We start from the raw sequence: 25,314 nt of genomic DNA, 5'->3' as shown, positions 1-25,314 counted from the left end.
TGCCGCGTATTGGCGGCAGCCCTGTAATTGAACTTTCTTTTGTTGATTCTTTCTGATTTCCTTATTCGTGCGGAAACACTGTGTCAGTTATTTGAGTCGAGGTCAGCTATGCAGCGCTTGATATCCTTGATCATCGAGTTATTGAATTCGATATCGTCGCTGATGTTCTGTTTTTCCCAGCCGTTGAGGTCGGAGTGCAGCTTATCCGTGAGATCGGCGTTTTTGACTTCATACTCCGTAAGCAGCTCCTCGAGAGCAGCTTTATCCTTGTCAGCTGCAAGCTCGGCGAGAGCGGCACGCTCCATTTCAGCCTGTTCGTTGGATTTTGCGCGGTTGTAGGCAAACTGATTGAGCGGCAAGCTTGTCAGCATCATCTCGTCGCAGTAAACCGTGATGAAATACTCGGGAGCGCTGCCATGCTCGTCGAACTCCGCACCGTCCGAGCTCTGCTCAAAGGCGTAGTATATCGACAGCCCGTAGAGCAGGTCGGGGTCGGCGGGAGCAGCGATAGTGCTGACAGTAGAGTTAGTGTACGAGCTCGAGAGCTTTATCTCCGAGCATTTTCTCAGCATATCCATATCGACGGAGAACTCGCTGAAATTGCCGACGCAGCCGAAGTTGTTTATTGCTTCGTATGCATAGTTGCCGTGAGCGAACAGCTCGGCGCGGGTGAAGTTTGAGTCCGTGTCCTGCGGGAAGGCAGAGCTTCCGTCGTAGTAGAGCGACTCCTCCCACATAGCTGTTCTGTCGGGGAGCTCAATGAACTTTCCGTCGAAGGTGGTGACGATGTCATAGAAGCAGTCCTCGGAGAAGCCCGTTCCCTTGTGTCCGTAGAGTACCGAAGTCAGCGCATAGACGGTCTCGCCGTCGTATCTTATATAGCAGCCGTAGTTCTGATTCGCGATCGAAACAGCGTCGCCGTCCTTGTCATGGAGGAGAACGTTATCCGTATCCGGCGCGAAGTTGAGCGTGACCGCCGCATTGATCAGGTCGGTGTTGATGTTGCTGCCTCCGTGCTTGACCTCGCTGAGGTCGTCGTCGGAGAAGGAGTATACGGACTTAGCCGCAGCAACGATATTTTCCTCGCTGTATTCGCCGATGTACTCGACCGCATATACCTGAGCCGTATCGAAGTTTGTGAACTGTCCTGCGCCGATTTCTCTTATATAAACGCGCACCATAGCGTCGTCCTTGCCGCAGTCCTCGAAGGGGCAGCTGAAAAGCGGCGTTACCAGCACATCGTTTTTTAGGTAATAGTCAAGCGGAACATCGAGCTGCTGATAGTTGTGGAGTTCGGTCTCCTCGTTTATCTCGGTAACTATCTGCTGGTAATTCTTTGTTACAGGGCGGCCGAGATTGGAGAGCACCCGCTGAACGATGCCTGTTTTCGGGATGAAAACGATGCACAGCACAACAGCTGCCGCGAGAGCAGCTATGCGAAGCAGCCTGCCGTGGTCACGTCTGCCCGTCACGTTCTCAAGGTCACTTACGGTGAATCCGCTTTCGTAAAAATTTGGGTCTTTTTCGGGAAAAGCACGCGCGGAGATCTTATCGAAGCAGTCAACTGAATCAGAAAGCTCGTTCATTTTATCCTTCAGCACCTTCTCGAGGTCGCTGTTTCCGATATTCTCATTTTTCACTGTTAACACCTGCCTTTTCCTGTAGGATAGCCATTGCCTTTTGATACCTTGATTTAACCGTAGATTCGGGGAGATGCATGATCTCGGCGATTTCTCTGAATGAAAGATCGCTGCAGCACTTCATGATGACTAACTGTCTCTGTTTTTTTGTAAGGTGCTTGAGCAGCTGATTGATGAAAATACTGTCCTCGACAGTCTTGTCAGCCTCACCGTAGCCCTGAATGAAGAAGTTTCTGTACTCTCTCTCATGACGTCTCAGGAGCTCGTGAGCAACGTTTTGCGCAGTTTTGATGATATATCCTTTTCCGTTGCCTCTTTTCGGGTTGAAGCTGTCAGCCTGCGTCAGGCGGATAAACGTCTCTATCACGCAGTCCTCGGCAAGCTGGTAGTCGGAAGTGATACTGAACGCCACAGCGAACACAGTACCCTTGAACATTTGATAAAGGATGCCGAGGCTTTCTTTTGAAGTCGCACACTGCACGATGAGTCGGTTGACCTCGCCGAATGTGCTGTCGTCAGTTTTTTTGTGCGAAAAAAGAGTCAAAATAGCTTCCACACCTCCATTGTATGTTTTAGGACCTGCTGTCATTTTCAGTCACTCCCTTCCGATATCAGTTATATATGCAGACGGGTCCGCGGCAGCCGCAGGGCTGCACATTGAAAGCTTTCATATATAAGTGTATTTCGGAGGCAAAATAGACGAAAAAAACCGAAAAAAATATGCAAAAAATTGTTATACAAAACTAACAAGCCTTAAATTTCTCAGTTTTCAGCCATTTGAGCAGGGGGAGTAAAAAACTTTAGCTGTGGGAACATTGTTAACCGTGGTTAACAATGTGGTATTTTCTACTATATTATATACTATGTCGAGCGCGAAATCAAATATATTTCAAAAAAGCTTCGGAAACTATTGACAAACGGCAACACGCATGATATAATAAACATATGAACAAGTGTTCATATGTTTAGGAGAGTGATAATATGGAGAAGACATATGAGATACACAACCTCGGCTGTGCGCATTGCGGCAGCAAGATAGAGGAAGCGATAAACAAGCTTGAAGGAGTCGATTCCGCGGTGCTGAACTTCCAGCTGAAGCGTCTGAAGATAAGCGGGGAGCACAGCGAGGGACTTCTTGCACGGATTAACGAGATAGCGCAGTCTATCGAGCCCGACGTAGAGATTGTGCCGTCATCGGGCAAAAAGAAGCACGTCCGCGAACATGAACACAGCCATGAGCATGAGCATGAGCATGAACACCACCACGGCGAGCACTGCGGCTGCGGTCACGACCATGCACACGAGCATGAGCACCACGACCACGAGGAGAACAGCAAGCTCGAGATAGCCGTACTTGCAGCTGGAGTGGTACTGTTTGCGGCAGCGATAGCAGTACACCGCCTCACACAGTTCCTTCCCGCAGCAATAGCACTGTACGCAGCGGCATATCTGGTGCTTGGCATAAACGTTCTCAAAGCAACGGTCAAGAGCCTGACAAAGGGCAATGTATTCAACGAGAACTTCCTGATGACGGTCGCAACACTCGGAGCATTTGCTCTCGGCGAGTATGCTGAGGCAGTGGGAGTCGTACTCTTCTTCCGCATAGGCGAAATGTTCGAGGACATCGCAGTTTCGCGCAGCCGCAAGGCTATCACAGACGTGACGGAGCTCCGTGTTGAGGAGGCAGACGTGCTCCGCGGCGGAGAGTATGTCCGCGTGGACGCAGATGATATAGAGGTCGGCGACATAGTCAGGATAAAAGTCGGCGAGCGCATTGCGGTCGACGGAGTAGTCGAGTCAGGCGAGTCGCGGATCGACACATCCGCCGTGAACGGCGAGCCCGTGCCGATGACTGTCCGAGCAGGCGACAGCATAATGTCTGGCTGCATCAACATTTCAGAGACCTTCACCCTCCGCGCGACAGCCACCGCGGACGATTCCATGATAACAAAGATAGCGAACGCCGTCGAGGACGCTTCCTCCGCGAAGCCGAAGCTTGACCGTTTCATCACTCGCTTTGCCAAGGTGTACACACCGATAGTGATAGGGATAGCGGCAGCGACAGCGCTGCTCGGCACGCTCATCACAGGCGACTGGCAGAAATGGGTCTATTCGGCGCTGACCTTCCTTGTAATAAGCTGCCCGTGCGCCCTTGTGCTGAGTGTACCGCTGGCGTATTTCTCGGGTATCGGCGCGTCGTCGAAGCTTGGCATCCTCTTCAAGGGCGGTGATTCCATAGAGGCGCTCGGCAAGGTCAAGGCAATAGCCTTTGACAAGACGGGGACGCTCACGAACGGCAGCTTCACGGTTACGCGCATCACGAGCGCAGGCAGCCTCAGCGACGAGGAGCTCCTGCATTTCTGCGGCAGCTGTGAACAGATATCGACACATCCCGTAGCCGAGAGCATAGTCAGCTATTGCCGTGCAAACGGCATACACCTCACAGAGCCAGGGCGCTCATCGGATATCGCGGGCAGGGGAGTCGAAGCCGAGGTAGACGGCAGGACAGTTCTCTGCGGCAATATGAAACTCATGCAGGAAAAGGGCGCGGAACTCACCGTTCTCCCTCAGACAGTGGCAGGCACGTCGGTATACGTGGCAGTGGACGGTCGGGTCGAAGGAGTTATCCTCGTATCCGACGAGATGAAAAAGACGTCGGCTGAGGCAGTAAAGGCGCTGAAAAGTATGGGCATAGCGACGGCGATGTTCACGGGCGACGTCCCCGAAACAGCAGAAGAAGTCGGCGCCGCGCTTGGAGTTGACACAGCAAAGGGCGGACTTCTTCCCGACGAGAAGCTTTCGGAGCTGAGAGCACTCCGCGAGAAACACGGCAGCGTGATGTTTGTCGGTGACGGACTCAACGACGCCCCAGTGCTCGCAGGCGCAGACGTTGGCGGAGCCATGCAGACGGGCTCAGACCTTGCACTTGAGGCAGCGGACGCGGTATTCATCAGCAGCGAGCCTATGTCGGTAGTGACGGCGAAGAAGATAGCCGACAAGACGCTGCGGATATCCTGCGAGAACATCATTTTCGCGCTTGTTGTCAAGGCGGCAGTGCTTGTCCTCGGACTTGTCGGACACCCGAATATGTGGCTGGCGGTCTTTGCGGACTCGGGCACAGCGATGCTGCTGATACTCAACTCTATCCGCGCGCTTGACACAAAGAAGTACAGATAAGGAGAAACAGCAATGATATGGGACAAAGTGGCGCCGCTGTACGACGCATTCGAGACACTTTCCAATAACAGTGTATACAATGGCACAGGCAAGGCAGTCACAGAAGAGATAGGCTCCGAGGACATTGTGCTTGAGTGTGCCTGCGGGACGGGAGCTATCAGCAAGTACATCGCCCCGAAGTGCAGTCAGCTCATCGTCACCGACAGGTCTGACAATATGCTGCGCGAGACCTACGCGAAATGCAGAAAGTATGCCAACGTAAAGTACGGCATAGCAGATATAATGCATCTTCGATTCCGCGACGAGCGCTTTGACAAGGTAGTAGCGGGCAACGTGATACATCTGCTTGACGACCCGTACGGCGCACTTGCTGAGCTGCTGAGAGTATGCAGAAAAGGCGGAAAAGTCATCATACCGACATACATAAACGACAGTAATAATTCGCTTCATTTCGCGCAGAAACTTCTTGAAATGATAGGCTTTGAGTTCAAGAGCGAATTTGACATCGACACATACAAGGGCTTCTTCCGCGGAGCAGGACTGACTGAAGTCGAGTACCGCATAGTAGAGGGCAACTGTCCGTGTGCGGTCGCTATCATCACAAAGGAATAAATAAGGGAGAACCTTTCTTCAGAAAGGTTCTCCCCCGATAAATGTCTCGTAATATTCCGTATAGGTAGAGCGCATAAAGTCACGCCCTCATTTTACAATATATATCAAGAACCCGGCAGCAGCGTATTCAGTTCGTCGAGTTCTTTGAGTAAAAAGCCAGTATTTCTGAGGCGTCGCGGGCGTCAGCCTTACCGTCGCCGTTGTAGTCGCCGTTATCCATGAAAACGTAGCTTTTTTCGCCGATAGACTCAGCGGAGTAGCCGTGCAGGAGCATAGTAGCGTCGCGGGCGTCGACCTTGCCGTCGCAGTTCACATCGCCCTTACCGACCGTATGCTCGAACTTGCCGTCGCCGTCAAGGTCGATTTTCAGCGTGAACTTGCCGTCGTTCAGCGTTACGAGGGTCCTTCCTGATGCGGTGAGAGAACAGCTGTGGAAGCCCTCAACGATATTATAGGCATCAGTACCTACTTTTCCTCCTGCGATGAATTCGTTGGATTTTTCGATGTAAGCAGCTTCATCGGCGTCCATTTCGTCAGCGAAAATATCGGTCGTGATGCCGTCGGAGCCGTTGATGACGAGCCCCTCGTCGGTGAACTCGAACTCTGCGTCGTTCTTGGTATCGCCTTGGAAGCTCCATGCTCTGCACCCGAGGACAGGCTCGGATTTTGCAGTTATATGGAGGCGGTAGGGCATAACGCCATCCTTGCGGTGACGACTGTTATTCTCGTCATAGCGCGCAGTGAACTTGTACTTATCGGGACCGAGCTCCGCGAGACAGTCGGAATCGCTGAAGCTGTAGTCTACGTTTTTATTGTAGGTGTAGATGAATGCACTTCCGCCGAAATACGAAAGGAGCTTCTGATAGTCAAAGACATATTTGCAGTTCTTGTCAGCCTTGAACATGAGAAAGTTTGGACCGTTTCTGCGCTTGTAGTACTGCTCGAAGCCTTCATTCATCTTGATGGTGACATCACCCTTTTCCTTATCGGAATAAGACATCGTGTACCTGCTGTCTCCGTCACCTTCGGGGTCGAGCGCGACGATATCGTCTATATACGTATCGAAGCTGTCAGTGGGCTTAAGCGCCTGCCCGTAGTTTATGAGCTTATCGTCGTCAACGGCGATGATGTGGAGCTCGCTCTCGGAGAGTGGGGAATACATCGGAGAATACATCTCACCGTTCTTTGAGTCGATGAAGATGCAGGTATTCTCGTCGAAGGCGTCGGTGCCGTATCCGACATTCTGCGAATCGAGTGTGAGTACGCATTTATCGTAGGACTTGCCGTTGAATTTCCAGCTTCCGTCCTTGATGCCGATACCGACCGCGGAATGAACTCGCTCAGTGGAAGCGATCCTGCTGTTCTCTATTTCGAGATCGGTTTGTATCGTATTGAAACTTGAATACATAATGAGGAAGTATTTACCATCCTTCTGGCATTTCTCGGCTGTCTCGGACATCAACTCCGCCTTCTCCGCGAGCGACTTGCCTTTGAGCAGATACTCGGTGTGATACCAGAACGGCGACCACCTTTGTCTGACGCTCTGATATGAGGTTATGAGCTTGCGGAGCTCATCGCTGTCAGTGATATCCGTCATTTTTTTGGCGTCGGGAGCGATGTCAGCGGGAGTGATGAGCCCGTTGTGAGCGATGACCTCGAGCGCAGATATACCGAAGCTTGAATCTGCGTAGGCAACAGCCTCCTTGTCGAGTTCATCCACGTATTCGCTTTCCTCGGAGAGTTCGACGAAGCTCATATAGTCCCAGCCGACTGATTTAAAATAATAAGCGTCGCTCAGTTTGGGGTTATAGATGTAGTTATGCTGACTGATGTACTCCGTATCCGCGCCGAGGCTTTTAGCGAGAGATTCGAGCTCCGCGTCGGCAGCGGCGGAAGGGTAAGCCTGTATCGGCGATGATACCAGTGCTGCGGCGCTGAGAATAGCAGTAAGTTTTTTCATAGAGAATTCCTCCTTTATTGATCCTTTATTCTTACCGACTTGCAGACCTCAAACAGCGCCTGCTTGTCGAGCTTTGACGATACCTCGAATATATATTCATCATTGTCCCAGAAGAAAGTATGTGTATTATCCTTCATGTGGCTTGTCGTATAACAGATGTACTGCCTGTCGTTCTCGTCGGTCATCACCTCCTGAGTTTCGTAAAAAAAGTCGGAGTAAAAAGCAGATTTCGTATACTGGTAGAAGATGATATATTCGTTTGATTTCCCCTGATATACAGTGCGGATCTTCTTATCGCCCTTTTGGTATATCGTTTTCTCGTAGCCGTCGGGAATATCGGTCAGGCAGTATTCGTTCTCGATAGTTTCGGGATAGTGCTTAGCCACGTCATTGTCTACCGTAAGGCGGTAGCCGTATTCGGTGCCCTCACGTTTTATCTCGTAGGTCGTATCGCGAATCGATGCGGCAGTCAGCACCGACCCGCACATGACCGACGCCGCCGCTATCACAGTTATCACGCGCCGTCCGACCGAGGAGATCAGCGGGTAATACGACTTTTTCCTGCGGCGGATCAGTCTTCGCGCCGAGTCCTCATAGCTCCTGCGGAATTCGTGCGGAGCCTCATCGAGCTGAGCGAGGAAGCTGTCTGTCTCGGACTCTACGACCTCTTGAATTGCAGTTTTCAGTTTATCATCCATTATTTCTCCTCCTCTCCGATGAGTTTTCTCAGACGTTCGCGCGCATATTGCAGACGCTTGCGTGCGGTGGCGGGCTTGATGCCGAGAGAGCGCGCGATCTCGCCGTATTCGAGCTCGAGCACCGCCCGCATATAGAGGATATCCTTATCCTCCTGCGGCAGTCGGCTGATGCAGTCCTTCAGCTCAACGATATCATAGCTCGACATATCGTCGCCGTAGGAATCGAGCTCGTCGGTGTATTTGAGCTGCTCCTTGTACTTTTTTTCTTTGCGGAGAATATCCGTTGCAGCGTTTCTGACTGTTATGACGATGTAATAGTCGAGTTTGTGATATTCCATTTTGCGGATAGTGGAAAAATTTGAAGCGAGCCTGAAAAACGCTTCAAGAGCGGCGTCCTCCGCGAGATGCACATCTCCGAGCATACGGTATGCAACGGCATAAGCCCTGTTCTTATATTGCTCGTACAATTCCTCGAAGGAGCGGCGTTCTTCTGCTCCCTCGGGCATGGTCATAAATATCAAGGACGCCACACCTCCGTTTCGTGTCCATATAGAGTATGACGAAGTATCAGAGTGATTTGTGATAATTGGAATGAAACAATTCTAACATTTTTGAATAGACCTGTCAAATGAAAAAGCACCGTGCCCGACAGCGTAACATCTGTCGGAAAACGGTGCTTAAATTTCACTTTACAATGCCTGCTCAGCGACTAAAAAACTGCATTATACAGTCTGCCCTGCCACGTATCGAGCTCCGCGAGCCTCTTGTCGATCGCGCCGAGCACAGCTATCTTGTCGGCACTCCATTCGGGAGCGATCAGCTGGCGCTTATCGCCGTCGCCTGTAATGCGTTCGATGACAGTTTCGGGCGGCAGAAGTTCGAGCTGCCTGACGATCGTTTCGACGTATTCGTCCCGCGTGAGCAGCGGCACTTTCCCGTCTGCGTACATCTCCGCGAGACGTGTGCCGCGAATAACGTGCAGCATTTGCAGCTTCACGGCATCGGGAGCGAGCAGTGCAGTCTGACGTGCAGTTTCAATCATCATTTCCTGTGTTTCGTCGGGCAGTCCGTTGATGATGTGCAGGCAGGTGCGGATCCCGCGGCTTTTGAGTGACCTGTAGCCGATGAGGAATTCCTTGTGCGAGCAGCAGCGGTTTATCAGCGCGAGAGTTGTCTCGTGTACGGTCTGCATACCGAGCTCGACAGTCAGAGCGGTACGCTCGTTCAGCTCGCAGAGCAGCTCCATTACGTCGTCGGCGAGACAGTCCGCACGCGTGCCTATGGAAATCCCTTTTACGTACGGACGGCTGAGCACGGGGAAGAATATCTCCCGCAGTTTTTCAGCGGGAGCGTAGGTGTTGGTGTTAGCCTGAAAATAGACGATAACGGGAACATCGCCGTGTTTTGAGGAGATACGGTCGTATTCTCTGTCGAGCTGAACATCAGTCCCGAGGCTGCCGTCGGTGAAGTAGCCGCTGCCGCCGTCGCAGAAAATACAGCCGCCCGTTCCTTTTGTGCCGTCGATATTCGGGCAGGTGAAGCCGCAGTCGAGCACAGCTTTAAAGAATTTTTTTCCGTAAGTGGAGCGTAAATAAAAGTTAAGTGTGTGATATCTTTTGTTGTCGAGCGAGTAGGGGAAAGGACTGCGGCTCATAGGTTCACCTCATTTCAGTAAACATAATATCACAAAAACGCAAAAATAGCAAGGCACATATTGCGGATACGTCAGAGTTGGTTTACGCGATGATCGGTCTGTCAATATAAGAAGAGCTTATCTGAAGGCGTATCTGGTCAACGAGCATCGCGATAAATTCGGAGTTTGTCGGACGCACGCTGAAGTAGCAGTAATCGTAGCCGAGCACAAGCGCGATACTTTTTCTGTCCGCACGTTCCCAAGCAGTCTCTATGGCATTGCGGATAGCGCGTTCCACCCGTGCGGGAGTGGTTCTGTTCTTCTCGGCGATGAGACCGTAAAGCCCTTTAGTGATATTATCGAGTAGAGTTCTGTCGCGAAGACATTCGAGCACGCAGGTGCGAATGTATCTGTAGCCCTTGAGATTTGGCGGGATACAGAGTTTTTTTATCATTTCGGTAACAAGGAGCTCGGGGTTGTTGGAGTTTTTGGCAGCGGACCTCTTAGAGACAGCGACCACAGCCTCGGCGAGTTCATTGAAGTCGATAGGCTCGGACATGAAATAGGATGCACCTGACCTCATGACCTGATTCTCGATGAAAGAATTGTGCAGTTCGGAGAGGACAATGAAAGCTGGGAGACAAGCAGTCATCCCGTGGAGTTCGCTGATAAGCGCAACAATATCGGTGTCACTGAGGGTGAGGTAGCCGATGACTACATCAGGAGCTTCAAGAAGGATGGAATTAATGATCGCTTTTTTAGTATTGCTGCGGGTGTAAGCGATAAATCCGCGGTCTTTCAGTGCTGATGCGATAGTTGTTCCGTTTTCTGCGGTGTTGTCACAGATTAAGACTTTGATTTGTGTTTGGTTCATTTTTGTGTTCCTTTCTTAAAAAAATTACAGATAGATTATAGTACCATCTGAGAGAAAAAGCAAGAAAAAAGTTTGCTCAGATGTCGAAAAATAAGCATTTGCCTAATAATGGAGGGATGACTGTGGAATAATTATTACAATTTGCTAAAACCATATAGGAATATACTGTATGTATATGGTATTAGTTATAAAATAAATATTAATATAAAGCTATTGACTTTGATAATAAAAGGGTGTATAATATTTATTGTGATTTGCGAGTGTGCTGGAATAGGCAGACAGGCACGTTTGAGGGGCGTGTGTCGTAAGACGTATGGGTTCAAGTCCCATTACTCGCACCATAGTGGACAGATGGCTGAGCTGGTCTAAGGCGCACGACTGGAACTCGTGTATACGTTAATAGCGTATCGAGGGTTCGAATCCCTCTCTGTCCGCCAGAATTATAACTGAGAAAAGCGGCTGTATCGCGAAAAATAGCGGGATACAGCCGCTCTTCTTATCTGTTCTGAACCGAAATGATTTTCAGCGTTGTGAAATGTTTTTCACGTAAAATAGGCATTTTTCAGACCTATTCCGCACAGAATTCCGCACGGAATTCACAAGAATAAACCACCGGGTGTATACTAATAAGTGTCTATAATACGTTATTTTTCATCAAGGAATTCTATGTCCAACCTAAAGTCAGAATAACGTTACAACAAGAATCCAACTCTATCACGGAGCTGGATTCATTCTTTTTGATACTTGATTTCAAAGTGAAACTCCAAAGTGCAAAATTTGCACTTTGAAACGCAAACAATTTATTTCCCAAAAATAAATAAATCTTGATTTTGGGAAATAGATGTGGTATAATACTTTATAAGGAGCGTGAGAGATTATGAAGCTGATAGAACGAAATGATTATTTGAATAAAGTTATAAATGCAATAGGTACGCCTGATGTTAAAGTAATCACTGGTGTCAGACGTAGCGGAAAGTCAAAACTTCTTGAAGCGTTCAAGCACTATGTGACCGCTAATATACCAAATGCCAATATAATCCATATCAATTTCAACCTTCCTGAATATGATGACCTGACAGAATATCGTCCCTTGTACGATCATATCAATGCTGCGTATAAGGAAGGCGTTGAGAATTTTGTCCTTATAGATGAAATACAGATGTGCAATAACTTTGAGAAAGCTATCAACGGACTTCACGCTTCGGAAAAGTTCGATATCTATATCACTGGATCAAATGCGTTCTTGTTAAGTTCTGACCTTGCAACACTATTAACAGGCCGTACCTTTGAGATCAAAGTCTATCCGTTCTCTTTTGCCGAATATGTGAAATACTTCGGATACACCGATTTATACAATGCCTTTGATAAATATATCAGCGAAGGCGGTATGGCCGGTTCCTATGTATATAAGGCTCAGGAAGCCAAGTATGACTATATCGCCGAGGTCTTTAACACGCTGATTATCAGGGATATTCGCCAAAAGTATAAGATACGTAATACAGCGCTTATGGACAGGCTTTCAGATTTCCTTATGGATAATATCTCAAATCTCACATCTGCAAGAACTATAGCAGATACATTTAACAGCAACAAGGATAAGATCAACCATAAGACCATTGGTTCATATATGCAGTATCTCTGCAACGCCTTTGCATTTTATAAGATACGCCGATATGATATAAAGGGAAAGAAATATCTCTCAACTACCGAAAAATACTATCTCAGCGATCACTCTTTCCGCTACGCAAAGCTCGGAACAAAGAATCTTGACTACGGCAGAGTTCTCGAAAACATCGTAGCAATAGAACTTCTGCGTCGAGGATACGAAGTATATGTTGGCGTTCTATATAAAAAAGAGGTCGATTTCGTAGCGATCAAGAGAGATGAAAAGCTGTATATCCAGGTCTCAGATAACATCACCGATGATAAGACCTTTCAGCGTGAAGTTGCTCCTCTGCTTTCCATTCAGGACGCCTATCCTAAGATATTGATTGCAAGGACTCGCCATGATGAATACCAATATGAAGGTATAAGGATCTTTGACATTGCTAATTGGCTTGCGACTTGAAACGATTCATAGTTAGATAAGAAGGAAGAAATATCGCCGACTTCCTTATGTGCGATTATTTGCAAAGGAGCATTTGAATGAATATTGATAATACATTTTATACTGGCAAACCTGCCGAGCGGCGTTCAGATGTTGAAATGGCCATATACGATATACTTGATTCTCTTGGTATAGATTACAAGCGTGCTGACCACGACTACGCAGATACTATGGAAGACTGTCTTGCTATAGAAAAGGTACTTGGAGCTAAGATATGCAAGAACCTGTTTCTTTGTAACCGTCAGAAGACCAGCTTCTATATGCTCCTTACATTCCCTTCGGTTACATGGTCGATGTAAAGTCTGCCTGCCTCATGGCTGTCAATCCAGCGCGAGGAATCGACATCCGCATCGTAAATAAAGCCGACGCGCAGCGGTGCTGCTTCGGTGTAACGCTTGGAGCCGAAGAACAGCTCCTTGAGCTTTGAGTTCTTCTCGGCGGTTTCTTCCTGCGTGACATATTCGACGGAGCCTGCGTCCGAAACGGAAAGGATTTCTCTCTGGGCAAGCTTGATATTCCGGATAATCTGATCCTTTGTATCTTCAAAGAGCGTATGCATCGGGAAAATTGAAATATACATCAGAAACGCATCGCCCATAGTCATCTGATAGTCATTTTTCAAAAGCACGGAGCATTTGTCCGAAAAGCTGAAATAAGCTGCTTTAAGGTCCTCGCAGAGTTTCCGGTCCCATTTTTGCCCAAGCTCCGCGCCGAGCATGGAAGCGAGCTTCTGATAGGAACCCGGCTCTGAAAAGACGATGTGAATATTCTTGGTTGATTTATAGAAATCAAGATATTCGTAATATACCGTGACCTCTTTGTCATCAGTTCTCTTTGGAATGATGCGGATGACATCGGCAAGAATAAACTCGCTTCCGCCGAATTTGGAGACAGAAACGCGTTTGTTTCCCTCCTGCACATAATACCGGTTCATGAATTCATATACCTTGATCGCATCGCGGATGCCCTCCTCGCGATAGGAGGTATAGAGAGCAGACCATTTCATTGCGAACTCCGTCCCGCCCTACAGAAGCGGCATGAAATTATAGGCAAAAGCGTTGTTTCTTCCGGCTTCCTTGTTTCCGGTGATACGGTCAAGCGGAAGCTCAATCAGCCCCAGATGTGTTTCACCGACGGCGGATTTGACCTCTTCAATTTCATCGAGAACCGGCAGATACGGAGAAATTCCGTATTTCCCGGCGATTTTCACGGCTGTTTTGCCAGCTTTCTGGCTTCGTTGTAATCCTGAATCATATCTGGTTCCTCCTGTTGTGCTGTATACGGTTCAAATAGGGGAATGCGCGCTCGCACTATCCAAATTGTCTGTATACCACAGAATCGCACGAATGTCAAGCGAAATCTCAGCATTTCTGCACAAGGCTCTGCTGCGTGTATCTTTGTTTCAGACTGGAAAAGCGGCGGACAAAAACATCTTTCCCGAAAAGCTGAGGACAGGTATCCGAAAGGATACCTGTCCTCTTTGTGTATTTTTGCCGGGTTTATTACTGTCCAAGTTGTTTGCCCTGTTTATCAAGCTCAGGCTGTTTGGGCGGCTTGGGCGGATTGATGCTCTTGGTTGCCTTGCGGTATTTCTCGACCGAATTTTTCACCTGCATAACACCGTGACCGTCATGGTCTGCGAGGAATTTTTTAATGTAGACTTTGTTGATCTTATCGGGTACGGCAGCTTTGAATTCCTTGCTTTCGCTGAGCGTTTTTGCGGTATCCTTATAGGAAAACGTTACGGCATAACGATAAAAGCCTGTGCTGAGGGAAATGACCTTGCTCCATACGGTGTGGACTGCAATGGCTGCATGACTCAGGAAACATTTGAGGCAGCTATCGGTTGTTCTCTTGATATTCCTAAGAAAAAATCACAGCGTGCGGAATGCAGCTGCGTTCTCGGTACTGATATCGGCGCTTATGATACCTGCGCTCATCTCTGCCGTTACTGTTATGCTAACTCCAACAGAGAAAACGTCAGACGCAATATGAGTTTACACGATTCGAGTTCTCCTTTCCTTGTGGGGACTCTGCTCGAAGGTGAAGAAATCCATCAGGCTGAGCAGATCAGCTGGATTAATAACCAGTTGTCTTTTTTCTGAATATACTAATATCCTCTTGCTTAAAAACGGGAGGTTTTTTATTTTGCAAAAGAGTACAATTATGTAATTTTGTAGGACAATCTCTCAATACAAATATCCTGCAATTTAATAATATAATTAACATAAGCAGGTTATAACATAGAGAGTCATACAAAATGGAATCTATAAGCTAATACAATGGAGGTATGTAAAATGAAAAAGAATGAAGAACCAGCCGTAAAGAAGTCGATCCGTATTCCCACAAAGTTAGCTGAAACAATTCAGATGGAAGCTGAAAAGGATTTTGATAACAACTTCTCTGATGCGGCTAACTACAGAATGCAGCACTATAAGTGCCCGCTTACGCCTAAGATAGTTGCTAAAGTTCAGGATATCGTGAATCTTGCAACAGAATCTATCGAACAAAATTCAGCAGAAAAAGCAGAGAAAGCACAGAAGGAGGTGAAGTATTTATGGAAGTACTTAAGGTAATAACTCGCTCAAGAGGTGGTTTTAATTATATAAACAAAGCTACAAATTATGTGTTAGACGAACGTTGTGCCGCTTCTAAAGGATATGGCTTAGATCCTAAAAATGCATCTTCTGCAAAAGCAGGATTTAAGGGAAATAGCTCGTTTTGGAGAAATGAGGATAAGAATCCTTTATTGCATAACATGTACAGTTTTACAAAAGAAACAGCCCCTACTCTTGAGGATGCGATAAGACTTGTTGATGAAATAAGTAAGCCGTATACCAAGGATCATTTGGCTCTGAGTGTCGGACACGAAGCTGACAGAGATTGTGCTTTAAATCATGTGCATCAGCTTATTGGAACGACTAACTATGTTGATGGATCAATGCTGTATGCAGACGATTCGACTGCCTTTGATCTGGCTCAGCGTACAGCAGATGCTACGGGACAGCCTGTTGAACTGGAAATAGAATCAAATGACGGTAAGAAGTGGAAATGTCCAAGAATATTTGTACCCAAGAAGGATGATGAAGAATAATTGACAACCGCTAAGGAATAACTCTTGATTTATTATACAACTGAAGACAGCTTCATAGTGATTCATAATCATACCCGGCCTTGTGCCGGGGAAGCTGTTCTCAAACTATGTTATAATAAACTACTACTTCTTTTCGGAAAAGCTTGACACTATCGCTGTGATATGATATTATACTCGTATGCTACTAAGTATTAATTCACTAAATTTCAAGAATGATGAGAAATGAAACGAGGCAAATATGTTGATACTAAAACCTGCTAACTACATAGATATTGAGAAAGAATGGCTCTTTCAACGCGATATTCCTGTAGATGAGAACGGTTTTCTCAACGACTATCACGGTATAAGCCGTGAAGATTTTGATAATGCTCTTGAAACGATGATTGCTCAATCAAATGGTGAAAAGCTGCCGGAAGGATATGTTCCGCAGACAGTATACTATCTCTGGGATGATGATAATATCGTTGGCACATTTCTCTTCCGCCATTATCTCTGCCAGTCGCTTATTGAGGGCTCAGGACACGTTGGCTATTACATAGCACCTGAATATCGTGGTAAAGGCTATGCTTCTCAGGGACTAAAACTCCTCATCGATGAGATAAGAGACGATGTTCAGGAAGATGAAATATATCTGCGTGTAAACAGAGATAATCCTGCTTCTCTCAGAGTTATGCTGAATAATGGCGGATATATCCATCATCAAGACGATACTAAGTACTATGTCAGAATCAAAAGATAGGCTGATAATGCGTTTTATAGAACAGGAGAAACAAATGAAACAATACATCGTAGACGCATTCACTGACAAGATATTCTCAGGGAATCCTGCTGCTGTATGCGTTCTGGACTCGTTTCCAAGTGAAGACATCAACCATATGATATGTAATTAGAGATTGGTATCGGTTTGGGTCAGTTATCATTAGCACTCAAAATAAAAGGAGATATAGTATGTTTGATATTGAGAAAAGTATTGTTGAATTATCTAATATTAGACCAATATTTCACTCTGAAGCAGACTTTCAGTTTGCGTTAGCTTGGAAGATACAAGAAACATATCCCCAAGCAAAGATCAGGCTGGAAAAGCGCATACAAGGCATTGGTAATGATACTTCAGAATACTATAAAAATAGATATATTGATATTCTTGTTGAAATTGACGGAAAAGAAATACCTATCGAATTGAAGTACAAAACAAGGAATAACTCAAAGAGTTCAGTATGGATAAATAATGAAGAATACAACCTTAAAAATCAAGGTGCTCAGGATAATGGTAGATATGACTATCTCAAGGATATAAGCCGTATTGAGGAATATGTGAAAGATAAATCTACAAATTGTGAGTGTGGTTACGCCATTTTCCTTACAAATGATCATTTGTACTATGAATCAGGCGATAAATCAAATAGTAAACAGTTTAGAATAAACGAGGATATAAAATATAAAAAGCTTGATTGGGAGAATAAATCCGATAGTTTTAAAAAATACAACGCAAATAGAAATCATATTATTCATTTGAATAATAGATACATTGTTAAGTGGAATAGATACTCTGATGCTTTAAAAGATATTGGTGATGAATTCAAGTACTTAATACTAAAAATAACAAAATGATTAAACAAATGAGCCGTGCGAGTATTTGCTCACAAGTTTAGAATAACAGAAATAACTGGTACTGGTCTTAAACTCACTGTATGATTGCTCCATATTGGAGCAGGAGGTTGAATAAACCGGACATAACCACTTTCCAGGTATCTGAGCGTTCTGGTATCCTGTACTGTGAATGCGTTGATGATAAGGTCATTATCTCTGGTAAAGCCGTACTCTTCTCAATAAATGATATTGTTGGATTATGATAATATGTGCACCGCCTACGGGCGGTGCTTGTTTAAAACTTATTTGTGCAAATATCTGCGAAGTTATTTCAAAAACATATTGATTTTCACATGAATATATGATATAATAATGCTGAAAATAACATGGGAGGTGCTGATATGTACCGGAAAATATCTGAATATTTGTCAGAATGGAAGAATAGTCCTAACAGGAAACCGCTTATTCTTCAAGGCGCCAGACAGGTTGGAAAGACCTATGCTTTGCTTGAATTCGGACGCAAGAACTACGATAACGTTGCTTATTTCAATTTTGAGACTGATCCTAAGCTTGCAGATACATTCGCCGAGAACGTCAGTCCTTCATATCTGCTGCCTATTCTTTCTCACATCGCAGGAACTACCATAGTGTCTGAGAAAACGCTTATCATATTAGATGAAGTTCAGCTTTGCGAACGTGCTCTGACGTCGCTCAAATACTTCTGTGAGGAAGCTCCTCAGTATCATATCATCGTTGCAGGCAGCTTGTTGGGAGTGGCTGTAAACCGTAAGCAGTTCTCTTTCCCTGTGGGTAAGGTCGATATAAAGACGATGTATCCAATGGATATGGAAGAATTCCTGCTTGCTTTAAACGAAGATGCCCTTGTCAAGGAGATACGCAAACACTTTGAGGATAATACGCCTATGCCAAGTGCTTTACATGATTCTGCGATCCAACTATATCGTCAATACCTCATAGTCGGCGGAATGCCCGAGTGCGTTCAGCAGTTCGCACAAACCAAGGACTACCTGCTTGTGCGCCATACCCAGGATACTATTCTGCTCGGTTATCTCGACGATATGAGCAAGTATAACACGACTAACGAGATCAAGAAAACTCGTCTTTGCTACGACAATATCACAGTCCAGCTGTCGAAGAAGAATACACGATTCCTGTATAAACTTATAAAGAAAGGCGCGAGAGCTTCCGAGTTTGAGAATGCTATCGAGTGGCTCAGCCTTTCGGGTATCGTTTCTCAGGTATATAGAGCGGAGCAGATAAAGAAGCCCCTTGAGAATTATAAGGACATTGACTCCTTCAAGATATATGTTTCTGATCTGGGACTGCTATGCGCTAAGAAGGATTTGACCGCCAATGATGTGCTGTATATGGTCGAGGATATCAACGAGTTCAAGGGTGGTATGGTCGAGAATTACGCCAATAATCAGCTTGTGATGAACGGCTACCGCACCTACTATTGGGAGTCCGACCGCGGCGCTGAGGTCGATTTCATCATTCAGCGTGGCGGAAAGCTGATCCCCATTGAGGTCAAGAGTGCTGATAATACCAAGGCTAAGAGCCTGCGTGTATACATGGAGACTTATAAGCCTGAATATGCGATTAAGCTATCCGCCAAGAACTTCGCTTTCGAGGATAATAAGAAAATCGTTCCGCTGTATGCTGCTTTTTGCATTTAAGATATATTTTGTGCCGCCTTTCATTTCATGGTGGCATTTCATTGGCTTCCGAAACCCCCCAGTTTAACTGGGGGTTCAAAAAAGCTTTAGCTATGAGTAGAAAAAACAAACCTCCAATGTTAAAAAAGTTATGGTCTGCCAACCAAACTAAAATAACAAAGGAGGTATCGTCATGACAAGAGACGATATAAGTAGTTTAGCACATTCCAAGTGGAATTGCAAGTATCATGTGGTGAAGTGTGTCGATAACAATCACTTTCAAATCAGGGTGCTCCTGAGAAAACAAAAATTATAGCCGCAGGGAGACCCGCGGCTATTTTCATACTTATTCATTAATCTCAAAGCAAACCGTACACAGATTCATGAAGACCCCGTTGAATTCAAGAGTTACGACAAGGCTGCCGTCATCGTTTGCGAGATAGCTTATCCTTCGTGGAAGAAGAACGGCAGGCAGTTATAGAGGTACTGACGCACATAGAACCAGTCATGCTCGCCACCGTTTACGAGGATATACCATAGGTTGCCCTTGGAGAAATCTGAGGTATACTCAAACTGACTTAGCTTCTTCATTTCCTCTATCTGCGGACTGAGGCTGCCGACTGCGAAATCCGATGTTCCTGTTGCGGACATGATGAAGTACTCGTTCTTTTCCAGTCCTGCCTTGTCAATTGCACGAGCCAAAGCAGCAGGGTCCGCATTGCCCGAACCCCAGTGATGAGCGCCGCTGAGAGGCATGAAATAACCGATTATATCCACGCAGTTTTCAAATGTCGCCCATGTAGAAACGCTTCCCATTGAGAAACCACCGTAAGCTCTGTGCATTCTTGAAGCTTTGAGGTCAGCCTCTGACGTAGAATTTGCATAGGTCGAATACTTTCCCTCAACGAACGGGATAACACTTTGGCGGATCTCCCTCCACACATTTTCGGGATCAGTCTTGTTGAATGTGGGAGTTACTACTATCATTGGTTCGATGTCGCCATTCTGTATCATGTTGTCAAGAACTCGCTGCATTTCACCGTTATCCTTATAAAAGAGAGAATTCTCGTCATCCCACATACCATGCATGAAGTAAAAAATGTTATACCGCTTGTTCTTGTCATACCCGTAGGGCAGGTACACATTCAGCGTATTATTACCGTTTATGCCATTGTAGTTCTCCTTGACGACTGTACCCTTCTGCTGGATATTGTTCTTGTAGCTGTCGGGATATTGTGCGTATTTTTTTGCCGGGTCATAGCTATACGTCTGCTTCGGAGTATCATCCTGCTGCTGAGTTCCTTCTTCGGCAATAAGCTCCTGTCTCATAAGAACGATGTCAAACACATCTATCCTGCCGTCTGCGCAGAGGTCACCTGCTTCCCAGTCAGCAAGCTTTGCGGACTTGTCTCCGAGCAGATACTTCTGCATAAGCACGAGGTCTGCAACTGTGATACTGCCGTCTGCGTTGACATCGCCTTCGACCTCCTTTGCCTCCTCGAGAATAAACTGTTGTCCGCTGCCGTTCCAGTATTCCCACTGACAGATGTTTGCGCCGTCGTCAGTGCTTATCTCGTATACGTCAAGGCAGCGCAGACCGTTTGAAGACAGAGTAAGAAAGGAATATGAGCCGTCGTGGTTGTCCTTCAACCGGAACTTCTGTGACTTATCTCCGGTATAGTCAGCGAGAAGCACATTTGCACCATCTTCTGCAGAGGCGTTCTCAACAGTGAGAGACCTTCCGTTTTTATCGGAAATGGTGTATTCGCCATTTCCAACGCCTTTGATATTCCACGTTTGCTTTTCTGACTGTACGATGTTTCCGTTCTTATCTGCGATATAGCGTCCGCTGTTGACATTCTTCAGCGTGTATCTGCCATCCGGTATCACAACAGGCTTTACGATGTCCTCAGCCGCGTTGTATGCGGAGCGCTTGCTGCCCCAGATGCAGGTATTGTTTCCTGTAGCCGTGAATGTCATACGCTTGGTCTGAGCAGCTGATTCGTCCGCCTGCACAAGAAAAGCCCCCTTGTATGTAACTCCGCCAAAGCTGACAGTCATATTCGGCGTGCCGTCCTTCATCAGCCAAGTTCCTGTAACGTGTCCTGTGACAGTACCGTCTGCGTTGAGGGTGATAGTGTGCGGCTTTTCGACATCTGCACTCTTTTCGTTCTCGAATCTTTGGTCGAGGGTGTGGAAGATGAAGTCGTAGTCGCCTGTAACTGCCGACATCGCGTGTCCGTCCTCCGAGAGGGTCTCGCCCGAGTATTCGTATGGAGCGGCGGTTATCCAGCCGTCCTCGTTCATTATTAACTGATGCACGCGAACTTCGTGCGCACCCCAGTTATCGTCAAATTTGGTGTGATATATGACATAGAGCTTGCCGTCCGTGTCCATGAGGGCGGAGTTATGACCCTGCGCCTTGAATGGCTTTGGATTGCAGCTCCACTGATAGTTGCTCATGAGGCGTTCGCCTGTTTTGCCGCGGATGTTGTCGCCTCCAAATGGATAGACCGCACTGTTGCCATTCTGGTCAACGAACGGACCGTCCGGATTTTCGCTGCGGAAAACACGCATATTGTAACCGCCGTTTGAGTTGAAGAATCCATACGATACAAACAGGTAATAATAGCCCTTGTCGCTGTTCGGAGCCTTCATGTACTCGATGTACGGACCTTCTCCCGAGACATAATTTCCACCTGCCGCCTTCTTGCCCATGTATGCGTCAGAGACGTTGGGTATCGTTTCATATTTCACGTTATAATCGCGCAGACCTGTTTTTTCGTCAAGCTCAAGCATATATATGCCACCGAACCATGAACCGTATACCATTCGCAGATTGCCGTCCTCGTCATAGAATACAGCCGGATCAATGGCGTTGGTACCATAGGAGGCATTCCATGAACCGTTACTGAGATAGCGGCTTATGTCAGGATTTTTGCCAAGCACCTTGGGTACGTCGGTATCCTTGACGTTGTTAACAGCATTATTGGTAAAGCCCGAATACACTATAGTCCCCTGATAGGTATACGGTCCCTCGACCTTGTCTGATGTACACAGCACGATAGAGGAATTCCATACCTGTCCGTTCACGCTGAGGTACATACAGTATTTACCCATGTCCTTATTGTAGATTATGTCGGGAGCCCACATATTGCCCGCGAGGTTATATCCGTTCGTGGTATTCGACCACTTCTCGGGGATAGCAAGGTCGGTGTAGATGTTCCTGAAAAATGTGGTCTGTGTTGAGCCGAGGTGGGAGTTGGCAGCAGACTGCCAGTTCTTCATATCGTTTGATCTCGCAGCGCCTAAATGCGAGCCGATAATGAAGTATCCGCCCTCCTCGAGCTTAACTATTGACGGATCGTGGACTGAAACTCTTGAATAGTCGGCATACGTATCCGTAAGGGTGTATGAGAGGGAGTTCCCTGCAATTACAAATGCCGACAGAAGAGCCGAAATAAGTTTTTTTACCTTCATAATGATACCTCCGTGCCGTCAGTCTGACAGTTTGTTATGATTCCGGAAGCTCTGTAAGGATCCCTGCATCGAGCTTCTGTATCGAAAGAGCGTCGCCTGCGGTTATACCGTCGCCGCGGTTATACACATCAGCATTATCAGCAGCTTCGGCAGAAAGCGGGAATTTGTCTTTGTTTGCGATGTACTGGAGTATTGCTACTGCATCGGATATAGAAATATGACCGTCGAGATTGACATCGCCGAGCAGCGGCGGCTCAACTGCTTCCGTTGTCGTCTGAGTTGTCTCACTTGTTGTTGTGGTATTCTCAGAAGCCGTGGAAACCGTTGCTTCGGCAGCGGTAGTTGCAGTTGTAGTTGAAGTTGTGGTGGTGACGGGCTCGCGGTATTCGGTAACTGCAACAACGTAGTTGACCGCAGTCGTCATATTTATCGCCCCGAGAGCTACCTGTTGACCGCTCTTTGCGTCCTTTCGGTAGACATTGTATGTGATGTTCGGATTGCCGTCATCGGTCATCGTCATCTCAGTCTTAGTCCAGTCCGAGAGCCAGCCTGCATTTGATTCGGCGCGGGTATCTACTCCGACAAAAACGGTGATATCCTGAGCGGCTGTGAAGGTCGCCTCGTCGGAAGTGAACTTCTTGGAATCGCACGCTGTCCTTATCCATTCAGCTCCCCTGAGTTCCTCTGGGACAGAAGTGAATCTGAACTGCCTGTCACCGAACACTTCATTGCCAACGTCAAGTCCCTGCTCGATTGCCCAGTTGTACTGTGCGGCTGTATCGTTGACTTTGAGCGACTTCACAAGCTTGCCGTCGGCTATCTCGAATGGCTTTACCCCGACCTCTGAGCCGCCAAGGACTTTGACAGCGGGACGCTCAGGAAGCTGGTAGCCTGTACCGAGGAAAAAGCTGACATGAGGCGGCTGATTGTAGGAGGACTGCTGACAGCAGTTCTGTGAGCGATACTGAACATCGTGCATAAGTGTGGTCAGGCGGACGTCAGTGGGAGAAGTAGTGCACCAGATTCGCAGCTTCTTGTTATCTGAAGTTCGCATTAAAAGTTCCTCACGCCAGTCACCGAAAAGGTCAACAGTCATGCAGGGAACAGCCTTTGTGCTGTTGTTAGAAGCACAGCCGTCAGCATTGAGGAGGTAGTCTATCTTACTTGTGGAAGTCATCTTGCTAATGGTAGTTCCGCTGAACAGCTCACGTTCAAGGTCGCCGTCCCAGTAGATTAGAAAGTTCATCGAAAGGCTGAGACCGGATATCTTGTTTCCGTTCTGGTCAAGAACAGTCTTTGCGGGTCTTGCGCCCCAGAATTCCGCGCCTTTATTTCCCGCAAATACGTTGTCTGCACAGCAGCGTCCGGTGTCCTTGTCACCGTCCTTGTGGAAGATGACCTTGCCGTCCTTAGCGTCAAAGAGGGTCACGCCATAAGTCGGACCGTGCTCATGACACTGCCAGAGTTCCAGTCCTGCGCGCTCGGGAATGAAGTCGCCGAGATGCATCGCGTCGCCGTGTCCCTTGCCTGACGACCACAGGAGCTTGCCGTTATCGTCGATAACACAGTCACCCATGCATATCTCCTGCCTGCCGTCAGCGTCAACGTCTCCGACCATGAGGTTGTGGTTGCCCTGACCTGCTGCTGCCTTTGAGTCGCTGTTGTTGGAGTCGAATATCCAGCGCACGGACAGCTTCTTGTCTACAACATCTATTGCAGATATTGTCATTCGCGTGTAGTAGCCGCGGTTGTATATCGCTGACGGGTGAACGCCGTCGAGGTATGCGATACCACTGTTGAAGCGGTCGACACGGTTGCCGTAGTTGTCTCCCCACGAGCCGACATTTCCGCGTGGTACAGGGAAGTTTATCGTATCAAGAGCAGCGCCTGTCTGACCGTCGAACAGCGTCATATATTCATTGCCCGAGAGGATATAGCCGCCTCCGTTGCGGTAGTCCTTTGAGCCGTCACCTATGACCTTGCCCTTGCCGTCCTTTGTTCCGTCGGCTGTCTTGGTAATGAGCTCAGCCTTTCCGTCGCAGTCGAAATCTGCTACGCACATCTGCGTGTAGTGCTGACCTGCACGGATATTTTTTCCCATATCCACGCGCCATAGCCGACGTCCGTCGAGTGTTATACAGTCAATGTAGACGTTATCTGTCACGCCCGACTGCGAGTTATCGAGTGCCTTGCCCTCCCACTTGAGGAATATCTCGTACTGACCGTCGCCGTCAACATCTCCCACGCAGCAATCGTTTGGAGTATACTGCGAGCCCGGCTGACTGAGCGGAATATCGAAATAGTTCGTACCGGACCTGAATTTACATTCCTCCGATGCTGCCACCTCGCCGTTCACAACGGTGTCTACACGGTACTTTGAATTTGCATTTCCGCCATTGTCCTGATAGCACGTCGCACCTGTACCTGCCTTGCTCGTGTATACGAGCTGACCGTCGCGGTACAGGCGGAACTCCGCATTGTCTGCGTCATCGGCATTCCAGCGCCAGCTGACGAACATACCGTTGCCGTTTTTGACCGCATAGATGCCGCGGTCAAGATGCTCTACGATGTTCTTGCCTGTGCCGTACTTCGCAGCTGCCGGCGATACTCTGAGTCCTGCAGGAACAATGCTTGCAGCTATCAAAGCAGAAGCCGCGAATGAACTGATTTTCCTGATTTGCATATACATTCTCCTCTCTGAAAACGTGTTTCCCTATGCTTTTATTTTAAAACAAACCATGAACAAACTCAATGATAAAACGGACCTAAAAAC

At 47.3% G+C, this 25,314-nt stretch carries 21 protein-coding genes and 2 tRNA genes; 12 read left to right on the top strand and 11 right to left on the bottom strand.

All coding sequences use genetic code 11. The features are described 5' to 3' along the window. Window positions 1-83 precede the first annotated feature (83 nt). Complete coding sequence (locus BMX22_RS05730) at window positions 84-1,640, bottom strand: hypothetical protein (protein ID WP_074741492.1); 1,557 nt, start codon at window positions 1,638-1,640, stop codon at window positions 84-86. After that, window positions 1,630-2,196, bottom strand: a complete 567-nt coding sequence (locus BMX22_RS05725) for a sigma-70 family RNA polymerase sigma factor (RefSeq protein WP_318259688.1) — start codon at window positions 2,194-2,196, stop codon at window positions 1,630-1,632. The genes BMX22_RS05730 and BMX22_RS05725 overlap by 11 nt, the downstream gene beginning before the upstream one ends. A gap of 425 nt (window positions 2,197-2,621) precedes the next feature. Here BMX22_RS05725 and BMX22_RS05720 point away from each other — a divergent pair, with 425 nt between their 5' ends. Together BMX22_RS05720 and BMX22_RS05715 are read left to right on the top strand one after the other, a co-directional pair. Continuing rightward, entirely contained in the window at window positions 2,622-4,817 is a 2,196-nt protein-coding gene (locus BMX22_RS05720) for a heavy metal translocating P-type ATPase (protein WP_074741488.1), read from the top strand. Between the two features lie 12 nt (window positions 4,818-4,829). Then, on the top strand, window positions 4,830-5,429 hold the full coding sequence (locus BMX22_RS05715; RefSeq protein ID WP_074741486.1) for a class I SAM-dependent methyltransferase: 600 nt from the start codon (window positions 4,830-4,832) through the stop codon (window positions 5,427-5,429). 127 nt (window positions 5,430-5,556) lie between these two features. On the opposite strand, the gene BMX22_RS05710 is transcribed toward BMX22_RS05715, so the two are convergent. The 5 genes from BMX22_RS05710 to BMX22_RS05690 all read right to left on the bottom strand — a co-directional run bounded on the left by BMX22_RS05710 (window position 5,557) and on the right by BMX22_RS05690 (window position 10,594). After that, on the bottom strand, window positions 5,557-7,389 hold the full coding sequence (locus tag BMX22_RS05710; RefSeq protein WP_074741484.1) for a dockerin type I domain-containing protein: 1,833 nt from the start codon (window positions 7,387-7,389) through the stop codon (window positions 5,557-5,559). A 14-nt stretch (window positions 7,390-7,403) separates the two neighbouring features. Continuing rightward, a complete protein-coding gene (locus BMX22_RS05705; RefSeq protein WP_074741482.1) occupies window positions 7,404-8,087 on the bottom strand; it encodes a DUF4367 domain-containing protein in 684 nt (227 codons plus the stop codon). Next, the gene (locus BMX22_RS05700; RefSeq protein ID WP_143055479.1) at window positions 8,087-8,617 is read right to left on the bottom strand and encodes a sigma-70 family RNA polymerase sigma factor; all 531 of its coding nucleotides are present in this window, start codon (window positions 8,615-8,617) and stop codon (window positions 8,087-8,089) included. Before BMX22_RS05700 ends, BMX22_RS05705 begins: the two co-directional genes overlap by 1 nt. A gap of 179 nt (window positions 8,618-8,796) precedes the next feature. Continuing rightward, a complete protein-coding gene (locus BMX22_RS05695) occupies window positions 8,797-9,741 on the bottom strand; it encodes a TIGR01212 family radical SAM protein (protein WP_074741478.1) in 945 nt (314 codons plus the stop codon). Between the two features lie 82 nt (window positions 9,742-9,823). Then, window positions 9,824-10,594, bottom strand: a complete 771-nt coding sequence (locus BMX22_RS05690; protein WP_074741476.1) for a sporulation initiation factor Spo0A C-terminal domain-containing protein — start codon at window positions 10,592-10,594, stop codon at window positions 9,824-9,826. Window positions 10,595-10,850: 256 nt separating this feature from the next. Here BMX22_RS05690 and BMX22_RS05685 point away from each other — a divergent pair. The 4 genes from BMX22_RS05685 to BMX22_RS05670 all read left to right on the top strand — a co-directional run bounded on the left by BMX22_RS05685 (window position 10,851) and on the right by BMX22_RS05670 (window position 13,000). After that, a tRNA-Leu gene (locus tag BMX22_RS05685) sits at window positions 10,851-10,935 on the top strand. 4 nt (window positions 10,936-10,939) lie between these two features. After that, window positions 10,940-11,031: transfer RNA gene (locus BMX22_RS05680), tRNA-Ser, on the top strand. A 440-nt stretch (window positions 11,032-11,471) separates the two neighbouring features. Next, entirely contained in the window at window positions 11,472-12,662 is a 1,191-nt protein-coding gene (locus BMX22_RS05675) for an ATP-binding protein (protein ID WP_074741474.1), read from the top strand. Between the two features lie 77 nt (window positions 12,663-12,739). Further along, entirely contained in the window at window positions 12,740-13,000 is a 261-nt protein-coding gene (locus tag BMX22_RS05670) for a hypothetical protein (RefSeq protein ID WP_318259687.1), read from the top strand. On the opposite strand, the gene BMX22_RS05665 is transcribed toward BMX22_RS05670, so the two are convergent. Together BMX22_RS05665 and BMX22_RS05660 are read right to left on the bottom strand one after the other, a co-directional pair. Beyond that, the gene (locus BMX22_RS05665; protein ID WP_074741472.1) at window positions 12,958-13,707 is read right to left on the bottom strand and encodes a hypothetical protein; all 750 of its coding nucleotides are present in this window, start codon (window positions 13,705-13,707) and stop codon (window positions 12,958-12,960) included. The two genes, BMX22_RS05670 and BMX22_RS05665, sit on opposite strands and share 43 nt — an antisense overlap. An 18-nt stretch (window positions 13,708-13,725) precedes the next feature. After that, the gene (locus BMX22_RS05660) at window positions 13,726-13,911 is read right to left on the bottom strand and encodes a hypothetical protein (protein WP_074741470.1); all 186 of its coding nucleotides are present in this window, start codon (window positions 13,909-13,911) and stop codon (window positions 13,726-13,728) included. 136 nt (window positions 13,912-14,047) lie between these two features. On the opposite strand from BMX22_RS05660, the gene BMX22_RS16790 reads away from it, so the two are divergent. From BMX22_RS16790 to BMX22_RS05630, 6 genes are all read left to right on the top strand, one after another. After that, on the top strand, window positions 14,048-14,806 hold the full coding sequence (locus BMX22_RS16790; protein ID WP_318259686.1) for a DUF1848 family protein: 759 nt from the start codon (window positions 14,048-14,050) through the stop codon (window positions 14,804-14,806). Between the two features lie 192 nt (window positions 14,807-14,998). Beyond that, entirely contained in the window at window positions 14,999-15,277 is a 279-nt protein-coding gene (locus BMX22_RS05650) for a hypothetical protein (protein ID WP_074741468.1), read from the top strand. Continuing rightward, window positions 15,259-15,795, top strand: coding sequence for a relaxase/mobilization nuclease domain-containing protein (locus BMX22_RS05645; protein ID WP_074741466.1), 537 nt, complete (start codon window positions 15,259-15,261; stop codon window positions 15,793-15,795). Before BMX22_RS05650 ends, BMX22_RS05645 begins: the two co-directional genes overlap by 19 nt. Before the next feature lie 238 nt (window positions 15,796-16,033). Next, window positions 16,034-16,534: a GNAT family N-acetyltransferase gene (locus tag BMX22_RS05640; protein ID WP_074741464.1), complete on the top strand. Its 501-nt coding sequence runs from the start codon at window positions 16,034-16,036 to the stop codon at window positions 16,532-16,534. A gap of 209 nt (window positions 16,535-16,743) precedes the next feature. Continuing rightward, a complete protein-coding gene (locus BMX22_RS05635; protein WP_074741462.1) occupies window positions 16,744-17,406 on the top strand; it encodes a hypothetical protein in 663 nt (220 codons plus the stop codon). Between the two features lie 380 nt (window positions 17,407-17,786). Continuing rightward, window positions 17,787-19,082, top strand: coding sequence for an ATP-binding protein (locus tag BMX22_RS05630; RefSeq protein ID WP_074741460.1), 1,296 nt, complete (start codon window positions 17,787-17,789; stop codon window positions 19,080-19,082). Window positions 19,083-19,505: 423 nt separating this feature from the next. Here BMX22_RS05630 and BMX22_RS05625 read toward each other — a convergent pair whose 3' ends face one another. Both BMX22_RS05625 and BMX22_RS05620 read right to left on the bottom strand, forming a co-directional pair. After that, on the bottom strand, window positions 19,506-22,541 hold the full coding sequence (locus BMX22_RS05625; protein ID WP_074741458.1) for a family 43 glycosylhydrolase: 3,036 nt from the start codon (window positions 22,539-22,541) through the stop codon (window positions 19,506-19,508). Between the two features lie 34 nt (window positions 22,542-22,575). Next, window positions 22,576-25,224 carry a cellulose 1,4-beta-cellobiosidase gene (locus BMX22_RS05620; protein ID WP_318259685.1) on the bottom strand — a complete coding sequence of 883 codons (2,649 nt, stop codon included), beginning with the start codon at window positions 25,222-25,224 and terminating at the stop codon, window positions 22,576-22,578. Window positions 25,225-25,314: the final 90 nt, after the last annotated feature.

The organism is Ruminococcus sp. YRD2003, from assembly GCA_900109435.1.
Classification (GTDB): Bacteria; Bacillota; Clostridia; order Oscillospirales; family Ruminococcaceae; genus Ruminococcus; species Ruminococcus flavefaciens_G.
Note: the sequence above shows the minus strand (reverse complement) of the source record. Positions and strands in the feature narration are given on the sequence as shown.

Coding starts and splice junctions, on each gene's coding strand:
- BMX22_RS05720 (WP_074741488.1), top strand. CDS start 2,622: ATGGAGAAGACATATGAGATACACAACCTCGGCTGTGCGCATTGCGGC.
- BMX22_RS05715 (WP_074741486.1), top strand. CDS start 4,830: ATGATATGGGACAAAGTGGCGCCGCTGTACGACGCATTCGAGACACTT.
- BMX22_RS05710 (WP_074741484.1), bottom strand. CDS start 7,389: ATGAAAAAACTTACTGCTATTCTCAGCGCCGCAGCACTGGTATCATCG.
- BMX22_RS05705 (WP_074741482.1), bottom strand. CDS start 8,087: ATGGATGATAAACTGAAAACTGCAATTCAAGAGGTCGTAGAGTCCGAG.
- BMX22_RS05695 (WP_074741478.1), bottom strand. CDS start 9,741: ATGAGCCGCAGTCCTTTCCCCTACTCGCTCGACAACAAAAGATATCAC.
- BMX22_RS05690 (WP_074741476.1), bottom strand. CDS start 10,594: ATGAACCAAACACAAATCAAAGTCTTAATCTGTGACAACACCGCAGAA.
- BMX22_RS05675 (WP_074741474.1), top strand. CDS start 11,472: ATGAAGCTGATAGAACGAAATGATTATTTGAATAAAGTTATAAATGCA.
- BMX22_RS05670 (WP_318259687.1), top strand. CDS start 12,740: ATGAATATTGATAATACATTTTATACTGGCAAACCTGCCGAGCGGCGT.
- BMX22_RS05665 (WP_074741472.1), bottom strand. CDS start 13,707: ATGAAATGGTCTGCTCTCTATACCTCCTATCGCGAGGAGGGCATCCGC.
- BMX22_RS16790 (WP_318259686.1), top strand. CDS start 14,048: ATGTCAAGCGAAATCTCAGCATTTCTGCACAAGGCTCTGCTGCGTGTA.
- BMX22_RS05650 (WP_074741468.1), top strand. CDS start 14,999: ATGAAAAAGAATGAAGAACCAGCCGTAAAGAAGTCGATCCGTATTCCC.
- BMX22_RS05645 (WP_074741466.1), top strand. CDS start 15,259: ATGGAAGTACTTAAGGTAATAACTCGCTCAAGAGGTGGTTTTAATTAT.
- BMX22_RS05640 (WP_074741464.1), top strand. CDS start 16,034: ATGTTGATACTAAAACCTGCTAACTACATAGATATTGAGAAAGAATGG.
- BMX22_RS05635 (WP_074741462.1), top strand. CDS start 16,744: ATGTTTGATATTGAGAAAAGTATTGTTGAATTATCTAATATTAGACCA.
- BMX22_RS05630 (WP_074741460.1), top strand. CDS start 17,787: ATGTACCGGAAAATATCTGAATATTTGTCAGAATGGAAGAATAGTCCT.
- BMX22_RS05625 (WP_074741458.1), bottom strand. CDS start 22,541: ATGAAGGTAAAAAAACTTATTTCGGCTCTTCTGTCGGCATTTGTAATT.
- BMX22_RS05620 (WP_318259685.1), bottom strand. CDS start 25,224: ATGCAAATCAGGAAAATCAGTTCATTCGCGGCTTCTGCTTTGATAGCT.